The organism is Nocardia fusca NBRC 14340, assembly GCF_001618425.1.
GTDB lineage: Bacteria > Actinomycetota > Actinomycetes > Mycobacteriales > Mycobacteriaceae > Nocardia > Nocardia fusca.
Genome location: NZ_BDCU01000017.1, coordinates 597,010 through 623,678, shown reverse-complemented (window position 1 = coordinate 623,678; position 26,669 = coordinate 597,010). Strand labels below are relative to the sequence as shown.

Annotated in this window: 21 protein-coding genes and 2 pseudogenes; 16 read left to right on the top strand and 7 right to left on the bottom strand. The window is 68.8% G+C overall.

What is annotated here, in order from left to right; translation table 11 throughout:
• Window positions 1-29: 29 nt before the first annotated feature.
• Window positions 30-2,069, top strand: coding sequence for a serine/threonine-protein kinase (locus NF4_RS37615; RefSeq protein ID WP_063126783.1), 2,040 nt, complete (start codon window positions 30-32; stop codon window positions 2,067-2,069).
• A 24-nt stretch (window positions 2,070-2,093) separates the two neighbouring features.
• On the opposite strand, the gene NF4_RS09265 is transcribed toward NF4_RS37615, so the two are convergent.
• On the bottom strand, window positions 2,094-2,807 hold the full coding sequence (locus tag NF4_RS09265; protein WP_063126781.1) for an ABC transporter ATP-binding protein: 714 nt from the start codon (window positions 2,805-2,807) through the stop codon (window positions 2,094-2,096).
• 46 nt (window positions 2,808-2,853) lie between these two features.
• Entirely contained in the window at window positions 2,854-3,159 is a 306-nt protein-coding gene (locus tag NF4_RS09260; RefSeq protein WP_063126780.1) for a hypothetical protein, read from the bottom strand.
• A gap of 192 nt (window positions 3,160-3,351) precedes the next feature.
• On the opposite strand from NF4_RS09260, the gene NF4_RS09255 reads away from it, so the two are divergent.
• The 11 genes and pseudogenes from NF4_RS09255 (at window position 3,352) to NF4_RS09205 (ending at window position 16,931) form a co-directional block, all read left to right on the top strand.
• Complete coding sequence (locus tag NF4_RS09255) at window positions 3,352-4,830, top strand: sensor histidine kinase (protein WP_084532972.1); 1,479 nt, start codon at window positions 3,352-3,354, stop codon at window positions 4,828-4,830.
• Window positions 4,831-5,158: 328 nt separating this feature from the next.
• Window positions 5,159-5,845, top strand: a complete 687-nt coding sequence (locus NF4_RS09250; RefSeq protein WP_198165262.1) for a response regulator transcription factor — start codon at window positions 5,159-5,161, stop codon at window positions 5,843-5,845.
• 64 nt (window positions 5,846-5,909) lie between these two features.
• Window positions 5,910-6,743 (top strand): annotated as a pseudogene (locus NF4_RS39120) (serine/threonine-protein kinase); the annotation flags it as partial.
• A 1,688-nt stretch (window positions 6,744-8,431) separates the two neighbouring features.
• Window positions 8,432-9,346, top strand: coding sequence for a serine hydrolase family protein (locus NF4_RS09240; protein ID WP_063814538.1), 915 nt, complete (start codon window positions 8,432-8,434; stop codon window positions 9,344-9,346).
• 88 nt (window positions 9,347-9,434) lie between these two features.
• Window positions 9,435-10,469, top strand: a complete 1,035-nt coding sequence (locus NF4_RS09235) for an ATP-dependent 6-phosphofructokinase (RefSeq protein ID WP_063126910.1) — start codon at window positions 9,435-9,437, stop codon at window positions 10,467-10,469.
• A gap of 101 nt (window positions 10,470-10,570) precedes the next feature.
• A complete protein-coding gene (locus NF4_RS09230; protein WP_063126909.1) occupies window positions 10,571-11,956 on the top strand; it encodes an alpha/beta hydrolase family protein in 1,386 nt (461 codons plus the stop codon).
• Between the two features lie 44 nt (window positions 11,957-12,000).
• A complete protein-coding gene (gene gatB / locus NF4_RS09225; protein ID WP_063126777.1) occupies window positions 12,001-13,509 on the top strand; it encodes an Asp-tRNA(Asn)/Glu-tRNA(Gln) amidotransferase subunit GatB in 1,509 nt (502 codons plus the stop codon).
• A 156-nt stretch (window positions 13,510-13,665) separates the two neighbouring features.
• A complete protein-coding gene (locus NF4_RS09220) occupies window positions 13,666-14,202 on the top strand; it encodes a PadR family transcriptional regulator (RefSeq protein WP_063126776.1) in 537 nt (178 codons plus the stop codon).
• Window positions 14,186-14,821 (top strand): GyrI-like domain-containing protein, encoded by a 636-nt coding sequence (locus NF4_RS09215; RefSeq protein WP_232330368.1) that lies wholly within the window; start codon window positions 14,186-14,188, stop codon window positions 14,819-14,821. Before NF4_RS09220 ends, NF4_RS09215 begins: the two co-directional genes overlap by 17 nt.
• A 50-nt stretch (window positions 14,822-14,871) precedes the next feature.
• Complete coding sequence (locus NF4_RS09210; RefSeq protein ID WP_063126774.1) at window positions 14,872-15,741, top strand: alpha/beta fold hydrolase; 870 nt, start codon at window positions 14,872-14,874, stop codon at window positions 15,739-15,741.
• Between the two features lie 289 nt (window positions 15,742-16,030).
• Window positions 16,031-16,931, top strand: a pseudogene (locus NF4_RS09205) (IS5 family transposase).
• Window positions 16,932-16,989: 58 nt separating this feature from the next.
• On the opposite strand, the gene NF4_RS09200 reads toward NF4_RS09205, so the two are convergent.
• Window positions 16,990-17,325, bottom strand: a complete 336-nt coding sequence (locus NF4_RS09200) for a hypothetical protein (protein WP_030519308.1) — start codon at window positions 17,323-17,325, stop codon at window positions 16,990-16,992.
• A gap of 561 nt (window positions 17,326-17,886) precedes the next feature.
• Between NF4_RS09200 and NF4_RS09190 the strand changes: the two genes are divergently transcribed.
• Window positions 17,887-18,090, top strand: a complete 204-nt coding sequence (locus NF4_RS09190; RefSeq protein ID WP_063126772.1) for a hypothetical protein — start codon at window positions 17,887-17,889, stop codon at window positions 18,088-18,090.
• Window positions 18,091-18,123: 33 nt separating this feature from the next.
• Here NF4_RS09190 and NF4_RS09185 read toward each other — a convergent pair whose 3' ends face one another.
• The gene (locus NF4_RS09185) at window positions 18,124-18,870 is read right to left on the bottom strand and encodes an SDR family NAD(P)-dependent oxidoreductase (protein WP_063126771.1); all 747 of its coding nucleotides are present in this window, start codon (window positions 18,868-18,870) and stop codon (window positions 18,124-18,126) included.
• 85 nt (window positions 18,871-18,955) lie between these two features.
• On the bottom strand, window positions 18,956-20,062 hold the full coding sequence (locus tag NF4_RS09180; RefSeq protein ID WP_063126770.1) for a PQQ-dependent sugar dehydrogenase: 1,107 nt from the start codon (window positions 20,060-20,062) through the stop codon (window positions 18,956-18,958).
• Window positions 20,063-20,401: 339 nt separating this feature from the next.
• Between NF4_RS09180 and NF4_RS09175 the strand changes: the two genes are divergently transcribed.
• The gene (locus NF4_RS09175) at window positions 20,402-21,097 is read left to right on the top strand and encodes a DoxX family protein (protein WP_232330367.1); all 696 of its coding nucleotides are present in this window, start codon (window positions 20,402-20,404) and stop codon (window positions 21,095-21,097) included.
• A gap of 69 nt (window positions 21,098-21,166) precedes the next feature.
• Here NF4_RS09175 and ilvD read toward each other — a convergent pair whose 3' ends face one another.
• Both ilvD and NF4_RS36065 read right to left on the bottom strand, forming a co-directional pair.
• Window positions 21,167-23,008 (bottom strand): dihydroxy-acid dehydratase, encoded by a 1,842-nt coding sequence (gene ilvD / locus NF4_RS09170; RefSeq protein WP_063126768.1) that lies wholly within the window; start codon window positions 23,006-23,008, stop codon window positions 21,167-21,169.
• 96 nt (window positions 23,009-23,104) lie between these two features.
• Window positions 23,105-23,803, bottom strand: a complete 699-nt coding sequence (locus NF4_RS36065; protein ID WP_063814529.1) for a PH domain-containing protein — start codon at window positions 23,801-23,803, stop codon at window positions 23,105-23,107.
• Between the two features lie 391 nt (window positions 23,804-24,194).
• Between NF4_RS36065 and NF4_RS09160 the strand changes: the two genes are divergently transcribed.
• Together NF4_RS09160 and ilvN are read left to right on the top strand one after the other, a co-directional pair.
• Window positions 24,195-26,120, top strand: coding sequence for an acetolactate synthase large subunit (locus tag NF4_RS09160; RefSeq protein WP_063126767.1), 1,926 nt, complete (start codon window positions 24,195-24,197; stop codon window positions 26,118-26,120).
• A complete protein-coding gene (gene ilvN / locus NF4_RS09155; RefSeq protein WP_063126766.1) occupies window positions 26,117-26,620 on the top strand; it encodes an acetolactate synthase small subunit in 504 nt (167 codons plus the stop codon). The genes NF4_RS09160 and ilvN overlap by 4 nt, the downstream gene beginning before the upstream one ends.
• Window positions 26,621-26,669: the final 49 nt, after the last annotated feature.

The window sequence follows — 26,669 nt, the reverse complement described above, 5'->3', positions numbered from 1 at the left end:
ACCAGTCTGTCGGTCGCCTGAAGGGGGTCGTGTTGCTCAACAACGGTGACGTGTTCGCCGGGTTCACCGTCGAGCGGTTGCTCGGTGAAGGCGGAATGGGCGCCGTATATCTGGCCCGGCATCCGCGGCTCGGGAAACAGACCGCGTTGAAGCTGCTCAAACCGGAACTGTTCGCCGACGCCGCGATCCGCACCCGGTTCGAACGGGAAGCCGATCTCGCCGCCGCGCTCGACCATCCGAGCATCGTCACGGTCTACGACCGGGGTGCGGAGGGCGATCACCTGTGGATGTGCATGCAGTACATCGACGGCGCCGACGCCGGCACGGTCAATCCGCTGGCCCTGGCTCCGGAGAAAGCGGTCCAGATCATCGCCGGCGTGGCCGACGCGCTCGACTACGCGCACGGTAGGGGGGTTCTGCACCGTGATGTGAAACCGTCCAATATCCTGCTCGCCCGCGCCAATCCCGGGCAGGGCGAACGCGTTTTCCTCACCGATTTCGGATTGGCCCGGTTACGCGCGGAAACGGTGCGGTTGACCCAGACCGGTATGTTCACCGCCACCCTCGCCTTCGCTTCGCCGGAACAGATGACCGGCGGTGACATGGACGGCCGATCGGATCAGTATTCACTGGCCTGCGCGCTGTACTGGCTGCTCACCGGCATGGCGCCGTTCGATTCACCCAATCCCGCCGACATCATTCACGGCAATCTGCAGCTCGCCCCGCCGCCGCTGGCAGTGAAACGCCCGGGGCTGCCGGCGGGACTGGATCCGGTGCTGGCGAAGGCGATGGCCAAACATCCCGGCCACCGCTACCGCACCTGTGTCGAGTTCGCGCGGGCCGCCGAACAGGCGCTCACCGCCCCTGCGCCCACACAGACCTATGCGCCGCCGACCGAGGCGAGCGGTCCGGGGGCGGTGTATCCCGGTGCGGCGGGCGGTTATTCGGCCGGACCCGGTACTGCGCCGGCACCTGCGGGACCGCCCGGTGCGCCCGCCGGACCACCGGGTGCGGTCGCGGGGGCGACCGGCGGTTATGCCGAGAGCGGATATGCGGGCGTCCCGGCCGCTCGCGCCGGTGCCGCGCTGCCGCCCGGTGCGCCGGGGCCCGCCGTGGAACGCACCGGTGGCGCGACGAACGCTCCGGCCGGTGCGCCCGTGCGTCCGGGGGATGCCGAACACACCGGCGCCCAGCCGGTCGTGACACCGCCGGCGCCGCGCCCGGGGACGGTCGTGGAACACACCGGCCCCACCGGAGCGCCGCAAAGCGTGGGTGTGGAGCACACCGGGGGGATGCCCGTGCAGGCCGTCCCGCGGCCGCCGGCGCCCGGGCAGTACCACGGCTATCATCCGGCTCCGGCCGCGCGACGGCGCAGCCGGGCGGGGTGGATCGCGGTGGCCATCCTGATCCCGCTCATCGTGCTGGCCGTGATCGTGGCGGCTGTTCTGGTGGTGCTGGGCAGCAACGATTCCGGTTCCGAGGGAGCGCCGGCCGCCGCTGCGCCCTCTACACTCGAACACGGCCCGGGCGGCACAAGCGGCGCATCCGAGACCGGCGAGTCGCCGGGAACAGAGCCGGGCGATCGCACCCGGCGGCTGTTCTCCACGCTGCTGCCGCAGGGGTCGGAGCTGGACGGTTTCGGGTATCAGGACGCGCTGTGCAGTCAGTACGAGCCCGGTGACCAGATCCCGATACTCGAGGTGGTGCCGGTCTTCGACGAGGTCTTGGAAACCCGTCCGTGGGAATCGATCTGGGACTGCCGGCAGCGCTCGCTGGAGGCCACCCGGCTCGACTACACGATCATCACCTACCCGGATGCCGAGGACACCATGGAGGTGATCGAGAGCCTGCCGCCGCACGATTCGGTCTCCGGTGCCAAGAGTGGGGAACCCTATACCGCGCATCTGTGGGAGGAACCCGGCGATCGGGGCCGATCCACCGCGAACATGGTGGTCGGTTTCGGTGCCAGAACCGATTCGCCGCGGAGCAATTCGCTGTTGTTCGTCCGCTACTGGGGTGCGGGAGCCCGCGGCGATATCGACCGGTGGTGGTCGGCCGCCCCACTGTGAGCGCCGCCGTGCGGCGGGTGGCTGTCAGGCGTCGACGGTGCGCCGGGCCGTGGTGCGTTCGTCGGCGCCGATCCGGCCGTCGCCGAGGGTGACGACCCGATCGCAGTAGTCGACCGCGCCCCGGTCGTGGGTCACCATCACCACCGAGTTGCCGGATCCGGCCACCCCGGCCAGCAGTTCGAGGATCGACGCGCCGGTCTTCGAATCGAGATTGCCGGTGGGCTCGTCGGCCAGGATGAGCGGCGGGTCCATGATCAGCGCGCGGGCCACCGCGACCCGCTGCATCTGGCCGCCGGACAATTCGGCCGGCCGGTGTTCGGCACGGGACGCCAGCCCGACCCGGTCGAGCAGTTCCAGCGCCCGCGGCCGGGCCTTCCGGAGCCCGGTACCGTCCAGCAGTTTCGGAACGGCCACGTTCTCCCAGGCCGTCAGCGTGGGCAGCAGATTGAAGAACTGGAACACGAAGCCCACCCGGTGGCGGCGGAACTCCGACTGCCGCTCCTCGTCCAGATCGCCGATCTCGTCGCCCTGGAAGCGGATCGACCCGGAATCGGGGCGGTCCAGCGCGCCGAGCATATGCAGCAGGGTGCTCTTCCCCGATCCGGACGGCCCGATCACCGCGGTGAATTCGCCGGCCTCCAGCCGCAGATCGATACTGTCGAGCGCTCGGACCGGTTGTTCGCCGACCCGGTACTCCTTCACCACATCGGTCAGTTCCAGCATCGCCGGCTGCGTCATCGCCACCCCGTCTTCCACGGATGTTCGGTCGGTCCGCGCGGCCCGGTCAGGCCACCGGCACGGGTGACGCCGTGCGCGCGTCGAGAACCGCGTAGAGCACGGGTTGTTCGGTCGCCAGCTCGAGCCGGGCCTCTTCGGCGGTCCAGCAGCGGCCCGGGTCGAGCTCCAGCTTGGCGTCCAGATGAATGTTCCACCGATAGCGCAGCGCCGCAAGTACTCCCTGCGGGCCGCCGAACAGACGGTCGAGGTGCGGGATGTCGTCGAAGAGGTCCGGTCGCGCCGGATCGTGGGCAGCCCGGTCGAGGACGGTGTGCAGGATCTCGGTGCGCAGGTGCTGATCTTCCCAAGACATGATCCGAGCCCTTTCGGTCGGGGGCCTGGTTTTCGCCGGCCCGGTGGTTCGGCGACCTCGTGTTCCACGTTAGGAATCCGGCGCCGGTAAATCGTCGTGCCGTGGATGTGAATCGCTGTCCTACCGTGGTCGGAGCCGGGAACCGGCCGTAGCAGGATGCCGAGCGGCGCCGGGGGTGCTTACCCTGGACAGATGAGTGAGAGCCGCCTCACACCGGTTGCCGCCGCGGGGGACCGTGCGCGGCCGGTGAGCGGTGGCGCGGTGGGCGGATCCGATCCGGACGCCCCGGATCCGTCGGCCACGACGACGGACCCGGCCCCGGATCGAGTGGGAGCGGCGGTCCGGCCCGGACGGTGGGCCCGAAGCCGCCGCCGGCTGCGCGCTGTGCTGGCGAAACTGCTCCCCGGGGCCCCGTACCCGCTGCGCGAACTGCCCTTCGACTATCCGCCCAAGGTCGTGCTGTTCACCGATCTGGCGTTCTTCGTCATCGGTGTGGTGGCCTGTCTGCAGCGGCACGAGTACTTCCCCACCGCACTGCCGGTGATCGCGCTGGTGCTGCTGTTCGCCTCCGGCCCGATCTACGTGCTGTTCGGGATCGTGCCGCGACCGCTGCCGCTGTTCGCCGCCACGTTGATCGCGGCCGCGCTGTTCTTCGTCCAGCCGGTGGACTCCGATTTCGCGCCCTTCGTGCTGATGGTCGGTATCGCCGAGATCGCGGCGATCGCACCGAAGCGGCTGAGCGTCCTGCTGGCGGTTGTCGCCGCGGCCGAACTGCTCGCCTTCGCCTTCGTCGGGGAGGCACTGTGGGGCGATCACTCGCTGCGTACCGGTTTCCCCATGTACGCGCTCGGTATCCTGCTCGGCTGGCTGGTGGGGGTGATGCTGCAGTATCAGCGCCTGTTCCTGTACCAGGAAAGGGAGAACCAGAGCGCGCGCGCCGCGCAGGCCGCGGCCGCCGAACGCAACCGGATCGCACGCGAAGTACACGATGTCATCGCCCATTCGCTCACCGTGACCCTGCTGCACGTGACGGCCGCCCGGCACGCACTGACCTCCGATCGCGATGTGGACGAGGCGGCCGACGCCCTCGTCGACGCGGAACGACTGGGCCGCCAGGCCATGGCCGATATCCGGCGCACGGTCGGCCTGCTGGATTCGGTGCCCTCGGCGGCCGGGGTCGAACCGGGCGCCGGCGATATCCCCGCCCTCGTCGACGACTTCGTCAACGCCGGCCTCACGGTGCACCGGCGGTTCACCGGCGATCTGTCCGGGGTGTCGGCGGCGGTCGGGCTGGCGCTCTATCGCATCTGCCAGGAATCGCTGGCCAATATCGCCAAACACGCCCCGGGCGCGGATGTGGAGCTGAAGGTGGCCGTGGACGCCCGCTCGGCCGTCGTACGCGTGCACAATACGATCCCCCGCGGCCTGCCCCCGCAACTCGGCCGGGGGACCGGGGTCGCGGGTATGCGGCACCGGTCCGACGGGCTGGGCGGTCGTATCCGGGTCGGTCCGGAGGCCGGCGGGTGGATCGTACGCGCGGAATTCCCGCTGGACGAGCGGCCCGCGGGCGCCGCGGCCCCGAGCCGGGACCGACTCCGCTGTCCGATCTCGGAGATCATCGCCGACCACGATCCGGGCCCCGGCCGCGGCGACGAACCGCGTCCGGCATGAGAGGCTGCGGGCGGGCAGAGCGACGCGGGCCGCCCGGCGCGGGCGGTCGGGCACCGACGACGACCGGTCGACCGGGTGCGGATCCACCGCCGGCGGCGACCGCGAACCCATGGGAGGAACCATGATGCGATACCTCCGCCTCCACTACGGCTTCCGCGGACCGCATGAAACTGCTCCGAAGGAGTCATCCTGATGCGATACCTCCGCCTCCGCTGCGGCCTCCGCGGACCGCATGAAACTGCTCCGAAGGAGTCATCCTGATGCGATACCTCCGCCTCCGCTGCGGCCTCCGCGGACCGCATGAAACTGCTCCGAAGGAGTCATCCTGATGCGGGGGGCCGACGGTGACCCGCAGGCGGTCGAGGTGCTGATCGCCGATGATCAGGAACTGGTCCGCGGTGGGTTGCGGCGCATTCTGCGGCGGCGCGACGGTTTCCGGATCAGCGAATGCGCCGACGGTGACGAGGTGCTCGCGGCGGTCGCCGCGCACAGCCCCGATATCGTGCTGATGGATCTGCGGATGAAACGGGTCGGCGGTATCGAGGCCACCCGTATGTTGCGCGCCCGCGCTCCCGAACCCCCGGTACTCGTTCTCACCACCTTCGACGACGACCAGCTGCTGTCCGGTGCGCTGCGTGTGGGCGCGGCCGGGTTCCTGCTCAAGGATTCCCCCGCCGAGGACCTGATCCGCGCCGTCCGCACCGTCGCCGCCGGCGGCGCCTGGCTCGACCCCGCTGTCACCGGGCGGGTGCTGTCCACCTATCGCAGTACCGCCGCCGCCCCGGCCGCGTCCACGGTGGCCGTCGAGTTGACCTCCCGGGAACGCGAGGTCCTGGCTCTGATCGGCCGCGGCCGGGCCAACAGTGAAATCGCCCACGCGCTCGGAATCTCCGAGGTGACCGTGAAATCCCATGTGGGTCATATCTTCGGGAAGCTGGGCGTGCGTGACCGCGCGGCGGCCATCGTCTACGCGTTTGACCACGGTGTGGTCTCCCCGGGACAATCCAGGGTCTGACGGGCAGCCCGGGTGCGATCCGCGGCCGGCTGAGACGGTGCCCGCGTGTGGAGAGGATGGACGGGTGCAGGCGCCTGGCTCCGAAGTCGGTCGGTGGTTCGGTCCCTATGAGCTGCGCTCACTGCTGGGTAAAGGCGGGATGGGCGAGGTCTACGAGGCCTACGACACCGTGAAGGAGCGGGTCGTCGCGCTCAAACTGCTCTCCGACGCGCTCGCCGGCGACCCCGAGTACCAGATCCGGTTCCGCCGGGAATCGCAGGCCGCGGCCCGTCTCGCCGAACCGCACATCATCCCGATCCACGACTGGGGTGTCATCGACGGCCGCCTGTTCATCGATATGCGCCTGGTGCAGGGCATCGACCTGCGGGCACTGTTGCAGGTGGAGGGGCCGCTGAGTCCGCAGCGGGCGGTGAGCGTGATCGAGCAGATCGCCGCCGCGCTGGACGCCGCGCACGAGGGCGGTCTGGTGCACCGCGATGTGAAACCGGCGAATATTCTCGTCACCCCGGCCGACTTCGCCTATCTGGCCGATTTCGGGATCGCCCGCCACGAGAGTGATACCGGGGTGACCCAGGCGGGTGTGGCGATCGGTTCCTATACCTACATGGCGCCGGAGCGGTTCGACAGCGGCCCGGTGACCTCGCGCGCCGATATCTACTCCCTGGCCTGTGTGCTGCACGAATGCCTCACCGGTGCGACGCCTTTCCCGACGAGCAGTGTGGGTGTGTTGATCCGCTCGCATCTGACCGAACCACCGCCGCGAGCAAGTGTGCAGCGAACCGGATTACCGGCCGCGCTCGATGATGTGATCGCATGGGGTATGGCCAAGGATCCGCACGAGCGTTTCGCTACCGCAGGTGAACTAGCTGTAGCTGCCCGTACCGCGCTGAACTCCCCGGCGCGCTCCCCGTATCCCGCCGGGCCGGAGCCGCGGTCCGGCGAATTACCCGTTACTCCCGGTGTGCCGAGTCCGTCCGCGCCACCGACCGGCGGCATTCCCACCCTGGTGGTCCGGCTGCCGCGTGACGAGGACGCGCCGGACCCGGCCACCACACTGCCCGCGATCATCCCTGGCGACCCGACCTCGTTCCGGCCCACCGAAACCGAGTTCACGCCGCTACCGGCCGACGATCCCGCCGCCGAACCCGAGGCCCCGGCCGGCGGTATCCGGCCGTTCCCGGATGCGCACCTCTACCAGAACGAGCAGTTGCACCCGGCCGCCGATCCGTCACAGTACGAGAATCCGGCGCCCGCGACCGGGGGCATGCCGGTGGCGGATTTCTACCCGCACGATCAGGCGACCCGCATCTACGGTGAACCCGGCTATCCGCTTCCCGGGGCCGAGGAGACCACCCGTGTCTTCCAACCGGCGGACGAGGCGCCCGCGCCTTACTCTGCCGAGGCCGCGACGCGCGCCTACCAGCCGGTGGACCAGGAGCCTGCGGGGCTCGCCTATTCCGCCGAGGAGGCGACCCGGGCGTATCAGCCGGTGGATCAGGAGCCTGCGGGACTCGCCTACTCCGCCGAGGAGGCGACCCGGGCGTATCAGCCGGTGGATCAGGCTTCGTCGGGGCTCGCCTACTCTGCCGAGGAGGCGACGCATGCCTACCGGCCGGTGGACGAGGCGCCCGCGGGACTCGCCTACTCCGCCGGGGACGCGACCCGGGCCTATCAGCAAGTGGAGCAGGAGCCTCCGGAGCTCGCCTATTCCGCCGACGAGTCGGGTCGTGCCTACCCGCCGCAGTACCCGCCGTCCGAACCGCCCGGCCGCTACGACGCTCCGGCTCCGGGCGACCACTACGGCTACCGGGCCGACGATCCCGGCCCACCCCCGGCCGACTCCTACGCGGCCGCCTACGAGGCCGGCTATCGCGACAGTTACGCCGCGAACGCGCGGGGACGCGACGCAGCCCCCGGCGGCGAACGTTCCAGAGTCGTTCCGATACTGACCGGTGTCGGGGTGTTCGCGGTGGTGGTCGTCCTCGCGGTCCTCGGGATCCAGTTCCTCGGCGGCTCCGGCGGCGAAGAAACCACGGGCGCCGCCGATACCACCGGCGCCGTCACCACCTCGGCGCCAGAACAGACCTCCGCGGCCGGTAGCAGCGCCGAACCCTCCACCACCACGTCCGCGCGCACCAGCACCACCACCTCGGCGACCACCACCACGCGCCGGGCCGATCTGCCCGCGGGCGCCCAGCCCTGCTCGGGGGCGGAGTCGGGCGGCTCCGAATACGGCGCGGCGGCAACCGGGACCGCGGTGACCAGTTGCGAATTCGCCGAGGCGGTCCGGCAGGCCTACCTCGATCCCACCGTGGTCTCCGCCGAAGGCGATCCGGTCTCCGTGGAGGCCACCAGTCCGGTGACCGGTCAGGCCTACACGCTCGAATGCGTCGCCGCGGACGGTGTGGTCACCTGCCGGGGTGGGAACAATGCCATCGTCTACCTCTACTGACCTGCCGGTCGACGCGGAATCGGGCACTCGATCGCCGGTTCGGCGGGCTCATCCGGGCCGGGCCGGGGCCGCCGATGGAGTACGGTTTTCCGACCGGGTACGAATCATCGGGACTGTGGGAGATCACAAGAGCCATGCGGAAAGAAGTGTCGGCCGATAAGAAACGGGAACTCCCACCGGTTCGCCGCCTGCTCGCGGTCACCGTCTGCCTGCTCGTCGCGGCTTTCGCCTCGGCCTGCGGCTCCGAGCCCGAGAAACGTCCGCTGACCACCTCGATCACCCAGGCGGCGGCCGAAGCGCCGGGCGGCAAGGTCTCGATCACCATTCCGGGCACGCTGGCCGCCGATTTCACGGTGCTCGAGCAGTCGGCGAAAGGAAAACTGGGTCTGGCGATCATGCCGGTGGGCGGTACGCAGTTCGTCGGACTGGGGAAATGGACCACCGGGCCCGCCTGGTCGACGATGAAGGTCCCGCTGGTGGTGGCCGCGGAACGGAAGAATCCCGGCGGTCGGTCCTACGCCGTCTCGGCCGCCATCACCGCGTCGGACAACTCCGCCGCGGACAGCCTGTGGTCCGCGCTGGGCACCCCGCGAGAGGCCGCCCAATCGGTGCAGGCGGTGCTGCGCGAGGGCGGCGACAGTGTCACCGTCGTGGCCGAGAAGCCGAAGCGCGCGGAGTACTCGTCGTTCGGCCAGTCCGAATGGTCGCTCGCCGACCAGGTGCGGTTCGCCTCGAAACTGCCCTGTCTTCCGGGGGCGGACAAGGTCGTGCAGTTGATGGGTTCGGTCAGTGCGACTCAGCAGTGGGGTCTCGGTTCGGCGTTCGAGGCGGCCGAGTTCAAGGGCGGCTGGGGGCCGGACACCGACGGCGCCTATTTGGTGCGTCAGTTCGGCCTGGTACCGGCCAACGGTGGTTCGGTGGCGATAGCGCTTGCCGCGCAACCGGATTCGGGCACCTTCTCCGACGGCATGAATCTCCTCGACGAGATGGCGGGCTTGATCTCACAGCATCTGGGCGAATTCACCGGCGGGTCCTGCCCGGCCCGGTGAGGGGCGGGCCCGCGCGGTGCGCGGGCGTTACCGGACATTCACGGGCCCGACGCGGCAAAAGTGTCGTGCAGCGGGCAAGATGGGCGCCATGCGCATCGGAATCCTGACCGGAGGTGGGGACTGCCCGGGACTGAACGCGGTGATCCGCGCTGTCGTTCGCACCGCGAACGGCCGCTACGGTGACGCGATCGTGGGCTTCGAGGACGGATGGCGCGGATTACTCGAAGACCGCAAGGTCCGGATCCAGAACGACGATCGCACCGACCGCCTGCTCACCAAGGGCGGCACCATGCTCGGTACGGCGCGGACCAACCCCGATATTCTGCGCGCGGGCCTGGGACAGATCCGCCGGACCCTCGACGACAACGGCATCGAAGCGCTCATCCCGATCGGCGGGGAGGGCACACTGACCGCCGCCAGCTGGCTGTCCGAGGAAGGCGTTCCGGTGGTCGGCGTCCCGAAGACGATCGACAACGATATCGACTGCACCGATGTCACCTTCGGTCACGACACCGCCCTGTCCATCGCCACCGAGGCCATCGACCGGTTGCACACCACCGCGGAATCCCATCAGCGGGTGATGCTGGTCGAGGTCATGGGCCGGCACGCGGGCTGGATCGCCGTGCACGCCGGTATGGCGGCGGGCGCCCACCTGACGCTGGTCCCCGAACAACCCTTCGACGTGACCGAGGTCTGCGCGCTCATCAAGAGCCGCTTCCAGCGCGGGGACAAACATTTCATCTGCGTGGTGGCCGAGGGCTCCCATCCCGCCCCCGATTCCGGGTTCGCCCTGCGGGAGGGCGGGGTCGACGAATTCGGGCACGAACGGTTCACCGGGGTCGCTCAACAGTTGGGTGTGGAGATCGAACGCCGTATCGGCAAAGAGGTCCGCACCACGGTGCTCGGGCACGTACAGCGCGGCGGCAGCCCGTCCCCGTACGACCGGGTACTGGCGACCCGGTTCGGCCTGCACGCGGCCGAGGCCGTGCACGCGGGGCATTTCGGTCAGATGGTGGCCCTGCGGGGTACCGAGATCGGGCTGGTGCCGTTGCACGAGGCGACCAAACAGCTCAAACGTGTTCCGGCCGACCGTTACGACGAAGCCCGGGCCTTCTTCGGCTGAGCGCCGGCCGGCGGGCCGGAATCGGTGGTTCGGCCGAAATCCTCGGCGTGACCTCGGTGCTTCGCCCGGGTCCGGCCGTGGCGCGGGGATACAGTCGGACCATGCGCCATGGCAGGGGAGCGTTGCTGGTTGCGGTTCTCTCGATGCTCGTCCCGGTGTTCGCCGGTTGCCCGGGTAGCGCCGTCGACGACCGGGTGCGCGGGCAATGGCACGGGGCCATCGAGGTTCCCGGCGCGCCGGTCGTGGTCGCGGTGGATCTCACCGGCCGGCACAGCGGACGGATCGATATCCCCGCCGAGAAGGTCGCCGATCGTGCCCTGGCCGGGGTCGTGGCCGAACCCGAACGGGTGGAATTCGGGGTGCCGGATGTGCCGGGCGACGCGCGGTTCGCCGGTCGGCTCGACGAATCGGCCGATGCCATCGTGGGTGACTTCCGCCAGGCCGGGCACAGTTTCGGGCTGCGGCTGAACCGCCGACCGGTCGGGCCCCCGGCCCGTCCCCAGCAACCCGCGCCGCCGTATCCTTATATCTCCGAGGATGTTTCGTACCCGAGCGGCGGAATCACCGTCGCGGGCACCCTGACCCGTCCCGCGGCGGCCCCCGCCCCGCTGCCGGCGGTCGTCCTCATCGGCGGCAGCGGACCCCAGGACCGCAACGAGGAGATCGCCGGGCACAAGCCCTTCCTCCTGCTCGCCGATACGCTCACCCGCGCGGGGTACGCGGTGCTGCGCACCGACGATCGCGGGGTCGGCGGTACCGGCGGCAACCTGAACCAGGCGAACTACACCGACCTGACCGGTGATGTCGAGGCCGGACTGCGTTTCCTGCGCGAGCGCCCGGAGATCGACTCCGGTCGGATCGGGCTGCTCGGGCACTCCGAGGGCGGCTATCTGGCGCCACTCGTCGCCGCACGGCCCGAGACCGGGATCGCGTTCACGATCCTGATGGCCGCACCCGCCGTCCCGGGTACCGATATCGTCCTGGCCCACGGCCGCCGGACCTTCACCGAGGCCGGGGCCACCCCCGGACAACTGGACACCCATCTCGCCTTCCTGCGGGATTGGACCGCGGCGCTGCGGGCCGGACGGCTCACCAGGGCGGCGCGGCTGTCGGAGACCTACAATCGCACGCTGCCGAAGGATCTGCGCACCATCTCCGAGGCCCTCACCGGGGAGAACACCCCGTATATGGCCGCACTGGTCTCGCACGATCCGGCCCCCGCGCTGTCCGCGCTGCGGATACCTGTGCTGGCGTTCTTCGGGTCCAAGGATGTGCAGGTCCCGCCGGCGCAGCACGCGCAGCCCATGCGTGATCTGCTGGGGGCCGGCCCGGACGCCACCGTCACGGTGCTGGACGGGCTCAACCATTTGATGCAGCCCGCCGGATCCGGCCTGCCCACCGAGTACGAGTCCATCGAGACGACCATCGATCCGGTGGCCCTCGATACGGTCACCGGCTGGCTCGGCGTACGGGTCCGGGGGGACTGACCGCCCACCGGAGTGCCATGTCCGGACGCTTTAGACTGTGGGCCATGAGCGCACCCACCGTCGAACTCATGGACTACGCCGAGGTCGTCACCCGGTACGAGCCGGTGCTCGGCATGGAGGTCCATGTCGAGTTGAACACCGCCACCAAGATGTTCTGCGGTTGCCCGACCACCTTCGGCGCCGACCCCAACACCCAGGTCTGCCCGGTCTGCCTGGGCCTGCCCGGTTCGCTGCCGGTGGTCAACCAGCAGGCCGTGGAGTCGGCGGTGCGGATCGGCCTGGCGCTCAACTGTTCCATCACCCCGTGGGGACGGTTCGCGCGCAAGAACTACTTCTACCCCGACCAGCCGAAGAACTACCAGATCAGCCAGTACGACGAACCCATCGCCACCGACGGCTATCTCGAGGTTCCGCTCGACGACGGCACCACCTTCCGGGTGGAGATCGAGCGTGCGCACATGGAGGAGGACACCGGTAAATCGGTGCACGTCGGTGGCGCGACCGGGCGTATCCACGGGGCGAGTCATTCCCTGCTCGACTACAACCGGGCCGGGGTGCCGCTGATCGAGATCGTCACCAAACCTGTCACCGGCGCCGGTGACCGCGCGCCCGAGGTGGCGCGCGCGTATGTGACCGCCCTGCGCGATCTGCTGAAATCCCTGGATGTCTCCGATGTCCGGATGGAACACGGTTCGCTGCGCTGCGACGCCAATGTCTCGCTCATGCCGGTCGGCGCCGAGGTCTTCGGCACCCGCACCGAGACCAAGAACGTGAACTCGCTCAAGAGCGTCGAGGTCGCGGTCCGGTTCGAGATGCGCCGCCAGGGCGCGGTGCTGGCGACCGGCGGTGAGGTGATCCAGGAGACCCGGCACTTCCACGAGGCCGACGGCTCCACCTCCCCGGGCCGCCGCAAGGAGACCGCCGAGGATTACCGCTACTTCCCCGAACCCGATCTGGAGCCGGTCGCGCCCGATGCGGCCTGGGTGGACGGGCTGCGCGGCACCATTCCCGAGTATCCGTGGCTGCGCCGCGCGCGCATCCAGTCGGATTGGGGTGTCTCCGACGAGGTGATGCGCGATCTGGTGAACGCCGGTGCGCTCGACCTGATCATCGCCACGGTCGACGCCGGCGCGCCCGCCAAGGAGGCGCGTTCCTGGTGGGTCGCCTACCTCACCGAGAAGGCCAACGAGCGCGGTGTCGCCCTCGAGGATCTGCCGATCACGCCCGCACAGGTGGCCGAGGTGATCGGCCTGGTGGAGGCCAAGACGGTGAACAACAAGGTCGCCAAACAGGTGGTCGATCTGGTGCTCGACGGTGCGGGCGATCCGGCCCATATCGTGGAGAGCAAGGGTCTGGGCATGGTCAGCGACGACAGCGCGCTGCAGGCCGAGGTCGACAAGGCGCTGGCCGCCAATCCCGATATCGCCGACAAGATCCGGTCCGGCAAGGTGCAGGCCGCGGGCAAGATCGTCGGTGATGTCATGAAGGCCACGCGGGGTCAGGCCGATGCGGCCCGGGTCCGCGAACTGGTCCTCGCCGCCTGCGGCGGGTAGTTCCCGAGAAACCCTGATACCGGCCCGTCCCGCCGCCTGCGGGGCGGGCCGGTTCGCGTGGTGGGCAGGTCGGCACCCCCGGGGGCGGACACTTCCGCCGTTGCGCGAGGTCGGCCTGCCTCGACTGCCGCACTATTCTAGTGCTAGAATATTGCGGTGGAGCTCACCCCGTCCGAACTCGTGGTCCTCGGTCTGATCATCGAGTCCCCACAGCACGGCTACGACCTGGAACAGGTCGTCGAGCGCCGCGGGATACGGCAGTGGACCGAGATCGGGTTCTCCTCGATCTACTACCTGCTCACCAAACTGGAGAAACGCGGGTTCGTGCACGCGCCCGAGGCTCCGGCCGCGGCGAAGGGTCGGCGTGTCTTCCATGCCACCGAGGCGGGGCGGGAGGTGGCCACCCGCACGGCACTCGCGCTCGTCGCGGAACCGCATCCGGTACCGAATCCCTTCCTCGTGGGTGTCTCGAACCTGCCGCTGCTCGCCGAGCCGGCCTACACGCAGGCCCTGGCCGAACGGCTCGGGCAGGTACGGGTACGTATCGCCGCGATCGAAGCGGCGGCGTCCGCGCAATCCCCCCTCGCGCTACCCGCGCGCGAGGTCTTCTCCTATTCGCTGAGCCTCCTCGAGGCAGAGAGGTCGTGGCTCGCGCAGCGAGTCCAGGTGCCCGATGGTGGACAAAACGGCTGACAAGATCGACTTCAAGAAGGAGATCGAGGCCTATCGTGCCCGGCAGGGCCGATTCCAGGTGGTGGACGTGCCCGATCTGCAGTACCTCATGATCGACGGGCACGGTGATCCCAATACCGACCCTGCCTTCGCGCACGCGACCGAGGCGCTCTACCCCCTGGCCTACGCACTCAAGTTCGCCAGCAAACGCGAGTTGGGACGCGACTATGTCGTCATGCCGCTGGAGGGTCTGTGGTGGGCCGACGATATGGATTCCTTCACCGCCGCGCGTGACAAGTCCCGCTGGGACTGGACGTTGATGATCATGGTCCCCGACTGGATAGAGCCCGGTCTGTTCGCGGCCGCCGTCGAGCAGGTCGCGGCCAAGAACCGACCGGCGCGTCTGCTCGAGGTACGCCTGGACGGCCTGTCCGAGGGGCGCTGTGTGCAGACGCTGCACATCGGCTCCTACGACGACGAGACCGAGGTGCTGGCCCGGATGCACCACGAATTCGTGCCGGACAACGGGTTCCGGATGGTCGGCCGGCACCACGAGATCTATCTCGGTGACGCCCGCAAAGTGGCGCCCGAGAAGCTGCGCACCATCCTCCGGCAACCGGTCGTCGCGGCCGGGGCCTGACGTCGGTACCGTGGCACCGTCGGATCGACGCACACCGGCCAGGGGGACTCATGAACAATCGGCTGACAACGTTCACCAATGACGGGCTCACCTTCGACGTGATCGACGACGGTCCGTCCGACGGCGTTCCGATCGTGCTACTGCACGGATTCCCGCAGACCTCCCGGCAGTGGTCGCGTCTCACTCCCTATCTGCACGAGCGCGGCTTCCGCACGATCGCGCCCGATCAGCGCGGGTACTCGCCCGGCGCCCGGCCACGCGGGCGGTTCGCCTACCGGATGAGTGCACTGGTCGGTGATACGGCGGCGCTGATCGACACACTCGGTGGCGAACCGGTGCATCTCGTCGGCCACGACTGGGGATCGGCCGTGGCCTGGTCGACCGCGGCGGCGCACCCGGGCCTGGTGCGTACCCTCACCTCGGTATCGGTGCCGCATCCCATGGCTTTCGTACGATCCTGTATCAGCAGCACCCAGTTGCTCCGCACGTTCTACATGGTGTTGTTCCAAGCGCCCTGGCTACCCGAGGCGCTGATAGCGCGCGGATTTCGCGCGGCCGATGCCGCGCGTAGCCCACAGTGGCACCGCCGGGCCCGGGAACTGTCGCGGCTGGACGACGAACAGTTCGGCCGGGTTCGGCGCGATATCGTCGACGGCGGAGCACTGCACTACGCCCTGAACTGGTACCGGGCCATGCCGCTCATCGAGCCGCGGCGTGCCGTGCGCGCCATCGGCGTCCCGACGACGCATGTATGGGGCAGTCGGGACGTCTTCATGGCACGTAAGGGCGCCGAACTGACAGCCGAATACGTGACCGGACCGTTCCGCGGCGAAACCCTCGACGCCGCACACTGGATCCCGGAGGAGCGACCCGCCGAGCTGGCCGCCATCATCGCGGCACGCGCGAACGGAATGGGCTGACCGCCGGGCGTCGGCCCCCGGTGCCCGCGCCGACTCCGCTCCGGCGCCTGATGCGGAGCAGGGTCGAGGTGCGGCGGCCGACTCCAGGCCGGGGGCTACCCGACCACCTCCCGCGACCTCTAGGCAGTGTCTCGAAGTGGTAGATAGTTGGGGATCGCCGCTGTGCGGCGATTCCCCAACTGGTGTGGTGAGGAACGCTGTCTGCGTCGGTGTGTCGATGACCTGACGCAAGCGAGGTCTCCGGGAAATGGTTCAGCGACGAAGAAGAACCTGAATTACCGGAGACCTCATGACCAGCGTGGCGGTGACGGGGCGCGCGGATCTGACCGATGCCCAGTGGGCGCGGCTGACGCCGTTGCTGCTCGATCCAAGAAGACCGGTCGTCCCTCGATGTGGACGAAACGACAGCTCATCAACGGAATCCGGTGGCGGGCCCGGGTCGGCTCGCCCTGGCGCGACGTGCCGCCGCAGTACGGGTCCTGGCAGGCGAGCTATAGCCTGTTCCGGCGCTGACAACGCGCTGGTGCATGGGTTTTCATCCTGAAAATGTTGCAGGCTTTCGCCGAGGCGAGCGGCGATATCGACTGGCAGGTGAGTGTGGATTCGACGATCATGCGCGCTCACCAGCACGCTGCCGGAGCCCGCCGCGACCCCGCAGCGCAAGCCGAACCACCGGGGCCCCCGGCGCCGAACCATCCGATCACGCCCTGGGCCGGTCACGGGGCGGGTGGGGCACCAAACTGCATCTGGCCTGCGAAAACGGGCTCAAGCCGCTGTCGATGCTGCTCACGGGTGGTCAAGCCGGTGACAGTCCGCAGATGCCGGCCGTCCTCGAAGCGATCGCGGTGCCACGCCTCGGGGGCGGGCGGGCACGCACCCGCCCTGACCGGATCCTGGCCGATAAGGCCTATTCCTCTCGGGCGAATCGTGAATATCTGCGTCGGCGGGGGAACCGGGCGACGATCGCGGTCCCGGCCGATCGGGCCGGTCGTCGACTCCGGCGGGGTTCCGATGGTGGGCGGCCTCCAGCGTTCGACACGGTGATCTACCGGGATCGCAACACCGTCGAGCGCGGTATCAACCGGCTCAAACAACATCGGGCGGTGGCGACCAGGTTCGACAAACTTGCCGTCCGCTACCTCGCCACGCTCCACATCGCCGCCATCAATCTATGGCTCAGTAACAGTTGAGGGCGGGCTCGCGCCCGCCCTCAACTGCTGCTCGGCTTCGAGACACTGCCTAGTCAGTTCAGGGAAGAACCTGTGGGACCACGTCGGGATTCACCGCACCGACCAAGGCGCCGATCAGCCCACCGAGGATCGGCCCACCGGAACCCGTGGCCGAACCGACCGCCGAGCCGATACCGGCGCCCAGGGCAGCGCCGTTCAACACGGGATCGGGGTACTGGGCGCCCGGGTTGGTCTTGACGTCCTGAGGCTCCTCCAGCGGAATACCGGCGATCGGCGTGGCCTGCGCATCGGCCATCGGCCCGGCGTCGGCGGAAGCGCCTCCGGCGACGACCGTGGCGGCGATCAGCGGCAGCGTCGAGGCGACGACGGTTTTGACGACATTGTTCGAGATCATAGCTCGCCTTTCGAACGAGTTGTGAAGTAGCCGAAGGGTATCCGTCAAGACGGCAGCTCCCCACCGCTGGAAAGGCTCGGACAGCGGATTCCCGCCGCGGCCACAGTCATCGGGTCTATCGGCACGCCTGCCGAGGAGCGATCGTTCGAGTCGTTCCGGCAGTCAGGCCAGTGGGTCGTCTTCACCGTGCACCCGCCACTCGACTCCAGTTCGGCAAGCAGAAACTACCACCGCACCAGTGCCCACCTCCTGTAGCGCTGTCCCCCGCCGGATACGTCCGTAGGATGAATCAGCCATCCGGAGGATGCTGCGCATGCATCCTGATGGCGTGAGTATCGCCATCCAGATCAAGGACATCCCCGAATAAGTCCGTGATGCCATCGCCCGACGCGCCGCCGCCCGCGGCCAGACCACCCAAACCTATCTCCGCGCACTGCTGGAACGAGAATTCCGAGCCGAACGCAACAGGCACCTGATCGAGAGCCTGGTCGGACGGCGCTCCTTGACCATGGACGCCGACGCCGTCGTCGACCAGATCCGCGCCGGACGCGAGGACGACGAGTGATCATCGCCGACACCAACGTCATGGTCATGGCACTCGCCGGACCCACCGACCGCGGGGAAACAGCGCGCTCGGCGCTTTTCGCCGACGACGACTGGGTCGCACCCGCACACATGCCTCTCGAAGTTGTGCGCACCCTGCACAAAGCCGCCATGTCCGACCAACCGGCCCCGACGACGCCGAGGCTGCTTTCCATGCGATGACAGCCACGCGGATCACCTACTTCGAAACAGACTCTAGTCGACGAGTGCGCCACAGGTGAGGTTGAGCACCGTTCCGGTCATCGCACCTGCGCCGTCCGAGACGGCGAACACCGCTGCCTCGGCGATCTCGCTCATACGCGGCAGCCGCCCCAGGTGTGTGTCGCGGGTCAACGGCGCGAGGTCCTCCGCGGAAAGGCCGGGGGCCGTCTCCGGGGTGAAGTTCGGACGGATACACACCACTCGAACGCCATCGCGGCCGACCTCGCCCGCGAGCCCGCGGTTCAGAGCTTCGATTCCCGCGCAAGCTACATTGAATCCCCCCATCCGATGACGCGATTCTCCGGCAGCTGAACTGGACAGCAGCACAATGACGCCGGAGCCTTGTGCAGTCATGCGGCGAGCCGCCGCTGTCGTGGTGATGAAATGCGAGCGTGCCGAATCCGTGATCGGGGCCATGAAATCCTCGAGCTTCATATCCACCAGCGGTATGTCCTGCACCGCCTCCATTCCCACCGCGTTGAAAGAAATGTCGAGGCTGCCGGTCTGGTGGACGATTCGATCGGCGTGGGCCTCGACTGCCGGTTGATCGAACACATCGAATCGAGCAACCGTAGCGCGGCCTCCCGCCTCGACGATCTCCGTGGCCACTGCGTCGAGCGTCGACTGTGTTCGACCGACCAGGTACACATGGGCACCGTGTCGGGCGAAGGCTCGGGCGACCGTTCCCCCCATGTTGCCCGCCGCCCCGTACACCACTGCACTCTTACCGCTCAATCGCATATCACTGCTGACGGACTCCGGCCTCCGAAATCATCGAAAGAACTCGGTCGATGAACATCGCGATGTGTCGGGTTGTGTGCGGGCTCTAGTCCGGCCCGCCACCACCGGCGGAGGGCGGCGGGATGCGCACGACCCGGTCGTCGTTCGGTGTCGGCTCGCCACCGTCGGATTTGTTCGCCGTCGACACCCAGATGGTCCCGTCCATCCCCGGAGAGGCGCCGAGCAGGCGGCCGTACTTGTTGGCGACGAAAACGCTCGGGGGTGCGGTGACCGCGAAGGTCTCGGGGTCCGGCGCGGCCATCGCGAGCGCTTTCGCGTCGGTCAGCGAGATCGCCACGCCTTCGGCAGTCACCGCGCACCCGGCCACTCCCGGCCGGTCGGGCCAGGTCCAGGCGGTGGTGACCACACCGTCCGGGCCGATCCGCTGGAGCCGGTCCATGGTGGGGGTGCGGTCGGTGATCCAGATCTGGTCGGCGCCGAGGCAGATATCACCGGCCGAGCCGATTCCGGCGACCGCGACCTCGGTGGGCGCGTCCCCACTGGAGCTCGGATTGTTCACCCGCAGCAGTTTCCCGGCCCGGCTCCCGGGATCCGCGGCCGCGGCGGGGTCGCCGGTGTCTCCGGTGAGCACCAGCATCTGATCGGGTTTCGACCATTCGATCGCCCCGCGATTACCGGTGGCGCCTTTGGGGATTCCCGTCAATACCGGTTTCGCGGGCCCGCCTTCGGCGAAGCGCACCACCCGGTTGTCGCTGGGCGTGGTGACATAGGCGTAGATCAGCCCGTCTTCGGCATAGGTGGGGGAGATCGCGATATCGCTCAACCCGCCGTCGCCCGCGGGGTCGACGTCGACCCGGGCCACTTCGATCGGCTGCTGCTCCGGCGCCACCTGCAGGATCCGGCCGGTACGGCGTTCGGCCACCAGCGCGTACCCGCCCATCTCGACCAGCCCCCCGGTGGTGTCGAGGCAGCTCACCACCACGGCCGGATCCGGGTCGATACACGGACCGCTGGGCCGGGTGGTGGAACTCTCGGACTGCTCGGGTTTCTTCGGCTCGAGTTCCGCGCCCTCCAGCGTCGGTTCCGGGGTGAACGGACTGGATGCGGAATCGTCGAACCGGGCGCATCCACTGAGCACCAACGCTCCGAGTACCAGCCCCACCGTCACGCGCCGCGCGCCAACCGACCTCATAATCTCCCAACGTAGTGGAAACGACGCCGCCCGTGCCCCGAAGGCCCCGCCGCGGCGAGAAGCGTCCATTTCGGCGCGGTTCGTCCGCCCTGTGACACGGGGCCTGCGCGTGGCACGGACACGCCGCCGATTCAGCCGGTGCCGGGCGGATCGTCGGCTTACTGTTGAGGAGTGAGTGCCAAGGCGAGAAACGGGTCCGCGTCCTCCGAGGCCGCGGGGCCCGGGAATCTGTCTACCGGAGAGCAGCGTGCGGTGTCGACCACCGCGGGCGGGGTCGGGAGTCCCTACGATTCCCCGACCGGCCAGTTCCCCCCAGTGGCCATGACGAAGGAGATCCCGGTGAGCGCATCGGCGACCACCGGTGGCGCACCGGCCGATCCGCCGGGCCCCACCGGCCCCGGTAAGACCGGGGCGCGCGACGACACCTACGACTACGCCAGCATCCCGCCGGCCGGTAATCAGCCCAACGGGGGCCTGCGCCGCCGCAACGGCGATTTCCGCCGCGGCACCCTCGACTTCGGGCTCTTCACCCTGCGCCTGGTCGTGGGAGCCACCTTCCTCTACCACGGCCTGCAGAAACTGACGGGCTGGTTCCACGGTCCCGGCCTGGACGGCACCAGAACCATGATGGAGAGCAGCGGCTGGAAGCATCCCTCGCTGGCCGCCGCCATGGTGACCGCCGGCGAGGTCGGCGGCGGGGCACTGCTGATCCTGGGCCTGGCCACCCCGCTGGCCGCGGGCGCGGTGCTGGCGGTGATCCTGGACGCCTGGTTCTGGAAGCAGGGGATGCATCCCGGGTTCCAGTACAAGGCCGGTCCGGGGGCGGTCGAGATGGAGAGCATCCTGGCCGGCGCCGCGGCCGCCATCATCTTCACCGGGCCCGGCCGCTGGTCACTCGACCGCGGGCGGGGCTGGGCGGTCCGGCCGGGGGTGGGATCGTTCGTGGTCTTCGTCCTGGCGGTCGCCGCCGCGGTGCTCACCTACTGGTGGCTCCAGGACGGCAACCCACTGACCGGTATCGGCCCCTTCGACTGATATCGCGAGACGAAAAAAGGCGCTTCCTCGGATACGAGGGAGCGCCTTTTTCGTTGCCGCGGGGGCGGATCAGGGCACGTGCCGGACCGCGCCCTTGTCGGCGGAGGTCGCCAGCGCGGCATAGGCGCGCAGCGCCGTGGTGACCGGCCGTTCCCGGTTCTGCGGCTGCCACGGCCGCTCGCGGGCCTCCATCTTGGCCCGGCGTTCGGCCAGCACCGCCTCGTCGACGAGGACCTCCAGGGTGCGGGTCGCGACATCGATGCGGATCCGGTCGCCGTTCTCCACCAGGCCGATCACGCCGCCGCTGGCCGCCTCCGGCGAGATATGGCCGATCGACAGACCCGAGGTACCGCCGGAGAATCGGCCGTCGGTGATCAGGGCGCACTGTTTGCCCAGACCCGCGCCTTTGAGGAACGCGGTCGGATGCAGCATCTCCTGCATCCCCGGTCCGCCCGCCGGACCCTCGTACCGCACCACGAGCACATCACCGGGCCGGATCTTCTTGCCCAGGATCACCGAGACGGCTTCCTCCTGGGACTCCACCACCACGGCGGGGCCTTCGAAGGAGAACAGCTCCTCGTCGATACCGGCGGTCTTGAGCACCGCGCCGTCGACCGCGAGATTGCCGCGCAACACAACCAGTCCGCCCTCGGCGGTGTAGGCGTGTTCGATATCGCGGATGCAGCCACCCGCGGCATCGGTGTCCAGCGACGACCAGCGGTTCTCGGTCGAGAAGGGTTCGGTGGTGCGCACCCCGCCCGGCGCCGCGTGGAAGAGCTCCAGTGCTTCCTCGGACGCCCTGCCGGAACGGATGTCCCAGGTGTCGAGCCATTCGTCCACCGACGCGCTGTGCACGGTCGTCACATCGGTTTCCAGCAGACCGGCCCGGCGCAGCTCACCGAGGATGGCGGGGATACCGCCGGCCCGGTGCACGTCCTCCATGTGGTAGTCCGAGTTCGGCGCCACCTTGGACAGGGTCGGCACTGTGCGGCTGATGGTCTCGATGGTGTGCAGGTCGAAATCGATCTCGCCTTCCTGCGCCGCGGCCAGCGTGTGCAGGACAGTGTTGGTGGATCCGCCCATCGCCACGTCCAGGGCCATGGCGTTGCGGAAGGCCTTCTCGTTCGCGACATTGCGCGGCAGCACCGACGCGTCGTCGTCGCGGTACCAGCGGGTCGCGATATCGATGACGATCCGTCCGGCCCGTTCGAACAGCGCACGGCGCGCGGCATGGGTGGCCAGCGTCGACCCGTTACCCGGCAGCGCCAGACCCAGGGCCTCGGTGAGGCAGTTCATCGAGTTGGCGGTGAACATGCCGGAGCAGGAACCGCAGGTCGGACAGGCGCTGCGCTCGACCTCGCTCAATCCTTCATCGGTGACCGCCGAATTCGCGCTGGCCGAGATCGCGGTGATCAGGTCGGTCGGGGCCTGCGCGACCCCGCCCACGACCACGGCCTTCCCGGCCTCCATCGGCCCGCCGGAGACGAAGACGGTGGGGATGTTCAACCGCATGGCGGCATTCAGCATGCCCGGGGTGATCTTGTCGCAATTGGAGATGCACACCAGCGCGTCGGCGGTGTGCGCGTTCACCATGTATTCCACCGAATCGGCGATGATCTCCCGGCTGGGCAGCGAATAGAGCATGCCGCCGTGGCCCATGGCGATTCCGTCGTCCACCGCGATGGTGTGGAATTCCCGCGGTACCCCGCCCGCTTCCCGCACCGCGCCGGCCACGATCTCGCCGACGTCCTTGAGATGCACGTGCCCGGGCACGAACTGGGTGTAGGAGTTGGCGATGGCGACGATCGGCTTACCGAAATCGGAATCGGTCATACCGGTGGCCCGCCACAGGGCGCGGGCGCCGGCGGCATTACGGCCGATGGTGGTTGTTCGGGAACGAAGCGGTGGCATGAGTGTCCTCGGTCGGGTCGCGGGGCTGAAAGTTGCGACAGCGCCGTATCGCCCGGCGCGGGGACCGCGGTCGGGTGCGATCGGCGATTTTCCAGGCTACTCCCGTTCGGAAGTGGGCCCGGGGCCGGTGTCGGCGGCCCCGGGAGCGGGGGAGGAGGCACCGGAGCCGTCGCGTGCCTTGCCGGAGCCGCCGGCCGCGGGGCGGTCGGACGTCGCGTCGCCCGGGGCCGCGGCATCGGACGTCGTGTCACCGGATTCTGTGTCACCTGACGCCACATCATCGGAACCCGGGCCGCTCGGCGTCGTGTCATCGGGCGCTGTGTCGGCGGGCGCGGGACTGCCGGCCTCGGTGTCCGGCATCGCGTCGTCGGCGCCGGGCGTGGCCTCATCGGGTGTGGTGGCGGAGGCGCCGGCATCGGCCGGGACCGGGTCGGGGACCGCGAACGGGTCCGGGATACGCCCGCCGGAGGCGTCCACCAGGTCACGCAGCCGGTCGTAGCTCACCGCCGGCAGCGGTACCTCGCGGTCGTCGTCCAGATGGGCGCGGACGAACCCCCGTTTGGGGATGCTCAGGCCTTTCACCTGTGCCCAGTCGATGTGCCGGGAGGAGAAGACCGACCGCAGATCCAGTCCGGCCGGCGAGACCGTCGTCTGTGTCCGCACGAGCCAGACGAGCACGGCAAGGGGGATCAACGCGAGCCAGAACAGCCCGGCCGGCCAGCCGACGATGGGGAAGAACACGCACATCGCGAGGATGAACACGCCGAGGAAGGACAGTCGTGTCGTGCGGATCACACGCTTCGGTCCCGGCGGCGCCGTATTCCCACCCGTTACCTCCGCGGCGGCGGGGTTGTGGGACGATTCAGGAGGTGGCACGGACTGATGCGGTGATGACACCTCTCCATCCTCGCATCATGGTGGACCGGCGTGAGCACCCGCTACCTTCCCACATAATGGGAAGTCAGCGGTCAGCTGTTTGACTCCGCACCACACGCACACATACCGTCATGCGCGTGAATCGAAACGAGATGCTCGTAATCGGCCGGCGCGTCCAGCGCTGAGCCAGACGATCCGGAGTCGAATACGTCAGCTCGCACTGCGACGCGCCACCCTCGAACAGCCGCCGGCTGTCGGGGGCTTTTTTATGTCGGGACCAGTGAACGACAAGCAGTAAGGAACCAAGACGGTGAGCGCACCAACTACCCGGCCCGGGCCCGCGGCCCGCAGGCCCGCGCCTTCGAATACGTCGGCCCCCGCCGGCGCTCCGACCACCCCGGCGAACCGCCGCCAGGTCCCGCCCGAGCGGGTCATCGGCGCGCAGTCCGTCGTCCGCTCCCTCGAGGAGCTCGGCGTCGACACCGTATTCGGCATTCCGGGTGGCGCTGTCCTTCCGCTCTACGATCCGCTCTTCGATTCCACCAAAGTGCGCCATGTGCTCGTGCGTCACGAGCAGGGCGCGGGCCACGCGGCCACTGGATACGCCCAGGCCACCGGCAAGGTCGGCGTCTGTATGGCCACCTCCGGCCCCGGCGCGACCAACCTGGTGACCCCGATCGCCGATGCCCAGATGGACTCGGTGCCGATGGTCGCGATCACCGGTCAGGTCGGCCGCAGTCTGATCGGCACCGACGCCTTCCAGGAAGCCGATATCTCCGGCATCACCATGCCGATCACCAAGCACAACTTCCTGATCAAAGACGGCGCCGATATCCCGCGTATCCTCGCCGAGGCCTTCTATCTGGCGTCGAGTGGACGGCCCGGCGTGGTGCTGGTCGATATCCCCAAGGATGTGCTGCAGGAGCAGACGACCTTCAGCTGGCCGCCGGAGATGCGGCTGCCCGGCTACCGTCCGGTCACCAAACCGCACGGTAAGCAGGTGCGCGAGGCCGCGCGGCTGATCGCCGAGTCCACCCAGCCCGTGCTCTACGTCGGCGGCGGTGTGATCAAGTCCGAGGCATCGGCCGAACTGCTCGAGCTCGCCGAGCTCACCGGTATCCCCGTGGTCACCACCCTGATGGCGCGCGGCTCGTTCCCCGACAGCCACGAACTCAATATGGGGATGCCGGGTATGCACGGCACCGTCGCCGCGGTGGCCGCTCTGCAGAAATCGGATCTGCTGATCACTCTCGGCGCCCGGTTCGACGACCGCGTCACCGGAAAGCTGGATTCTTTCGCGCCCGCCGCCAAGGTGATCCACGCCGATATCGACCCGGCCGAGATCGGGAAGAACCGGCACGCCGATGTGCCGATCGTCGGCGACTGCCGCGAGGTGATCACCGAACTCATCGAAACCCTGCGCGCCGACCCGGCCGGTTTCGAACTCGACCTGACCGCCTGGCGGGCCTACCTCGACGGCGTCCGCGAGTCCTTCCCCCTCGGCTGGAGCAAGCCGTCGGACGGCTCGGTGTCGCCGGAATTCGTCATCGAGACCCTGGGCCGCCTGGCCGGACCCGATGCCATCTACTGCGCGGGTGTCGGCCAGCACCAGATGTGGGCCGCCCAGTTCATCAAGTACGAGAAGCCGCGGACCTGGTTGAATTCCGGCGGCGCCGGGACCATGGGGTACGCGGTCCCGGCCGCGATGGGCGCCAAGATGGGACTGCCCGACCGTGAGGTGTGGGCGGTCGACGGTGACGGCTGCTTCCAGATGACCAATCAGGAACTCGCCACCTGCGCGGTGGAGGGTGTGCCGATCAAGGTTGCGCTGATCAACAACGGCAACCTGGGCATGGTCCGCCAGTGGCAGACCCTGTTCTACGACCAGCGCTACTCCAATACCGACCTCAAGACCCACGGCCTGCGCATCCCCGATTTCGTGAAGCTCGCCGAGGCCTTGGGCTGCCACGGCATCCGGGTGGAGAAGGAAGAGGACGTCGAGGCCGCGATCCGCGAGGCCCAGTCGATCAACGACCGTCCCGTGGTGATCGATTTCATCGTCGGCAAGGACGCCCAGGTGTGGCCGATGGTCGCCGCGGGCACCAGCAACGACGAGATCATGGCCGCGCGCGGTATCCGCCCGCTGTTCGACGAGGACGAGCAGGCCGCCGAACCCGCCATCATCCACGAGGCCATGCACCGTGAGCAGGCCGAGACCGAGGGGAACCCGTCATGAGCACCACCCACACCCTCAGTGTCCTGGTCGAGGACAAGCCCGGCGTGCTGGCCCGGGTGGCCAGCCTGTTCTCCCGGCGCGGATTCAATATCGAATCCCTGGCCGTCGGCGCGACCGAGGTCAAGGAGATCTCCCGGATGACCATCGTGGTCACCGTGGACGATCTGCCACTGGAGCAGGTCACCAAACAGCTCAACAAGCTGGTGAACGTGATCAAGATCGTCGAACAGGACCCGGAGTCCTCCGTGGCCCGCGAACTGATCCTGGTGAAGGTCCGCGCCGACGCCAGCGTGCGCACCCAGGTGATCGAATCGGTCAACCTGTTCCGCGCCAAGGTCATCGACGTCTCGCCCGACGCGCTCACCGTCGAGGCGACCGGCACCCGGTCCAAGCTCGACGCGCTGCTGCGCATGCTGGAGCCGTACGGCATCCGGGAGATCGTGCAATCCGGGGTGGTGGCCGTCGGCCGCGGACCCAAGTCCATCACCGCCACGCGCTGACCCGTGGCCGGGCGCACCCCGCGCCCGGCCGCGTTACGTGCCTCGTTTA

Coding starts and splice junctions, on each gene's coding strand:
- NF4_RS09230 (WP_063126909.1), top strand. CDS start 10,571: ATGCGCCATGGCAGGGGAGCGTTGCTGGTTGCGGTTCTCTCGATGCTC.
- NF4_RS09210 (WP_063126774.1), top strand. CDS start 14,872: ATGAACAATCGGCTGACAACGTTCACCAATGACGGGCTCACCTTCGAC.
- NF4_RS09265 (WP_063126781.1), bottom strand. CDS start 2,807: ATGACGCAGCCGGCGATGCTGGAACTGACCGATGTGGTGAAGGAGTAC.
- ilvN (WP_063126766.1), top strand. CDS start 26,117: ATGAGCACCACCCACACCCTCAGTGTCCTGGTCGAGGACAAGCCCGGC.
- ilvD (WP_063126768.1), bottom strand. CDS start 23,008: ATGCCACCGCTTCGTTCCCGAACAACCACCATCGGCCGTAATGCCGCC.
- NF4_RS09235 (WP_063126910.1), top strand. CDS start 9,435: ATGCGCATCGGAATCCTGACCGGAGGTGGGGACTGCCCGGGACTGAAC.
- NF4_RS09185 (WP_063126771.1), bottom strand. CDS start 18,870: ATGCGATTGAGCGGTAAGAGTGCAGTGGTGTACGGGGCGGCGGGCAAC.
- NF4_RS09260 (WP_063126780.1), bottom strand. CDS start 3,159: ATGTCTTGGGAAGATCAGCACCTGCGCACCGAGATCCTGCACACCGTC.
- gatB (WP_063126777.1), top strand. CDS start 12,001: ATGAGCGCACCCACCGTCGAACTCATGGACTACGCCGAGGTCGTCACC.
- NF4_RS09240 (WP_063814538.1), top strand. CDS start 8,432: ATGCGGAAAGAAGTGTCGGCCGATAAGAAACGGGAACTCCCACCGGTT.
- NF4_RS09200 (WP_030519308.1), bottom strand. CDS start 17,325: ATGATCTCGAACAATGTCGTCAAAACCGTCGTCGCCTCGACGCTGCCG.
- NF4_RS09250 (WP_198165262.1), top strand. CDS start 5,159: ATGCGGGGGGCCGACGGTGACCCGCAGGCGGTCGAGGTGCTGATCGCC.
- NF4_RS09255 (WP_084532972.1), top strand. CDS start 3,352: ATGAGTGAGAGCCGCCTCACACCGGTTGCCGCCGCGGGGGACCGTGCG.
- NF4_RS09180 (WP_063126770.1), bottom strand. CDS start 20,062: ATGAGGTCGGTTGGCGCGCGGCGCGTGACGGTGGGGCTGGTACTCGGA.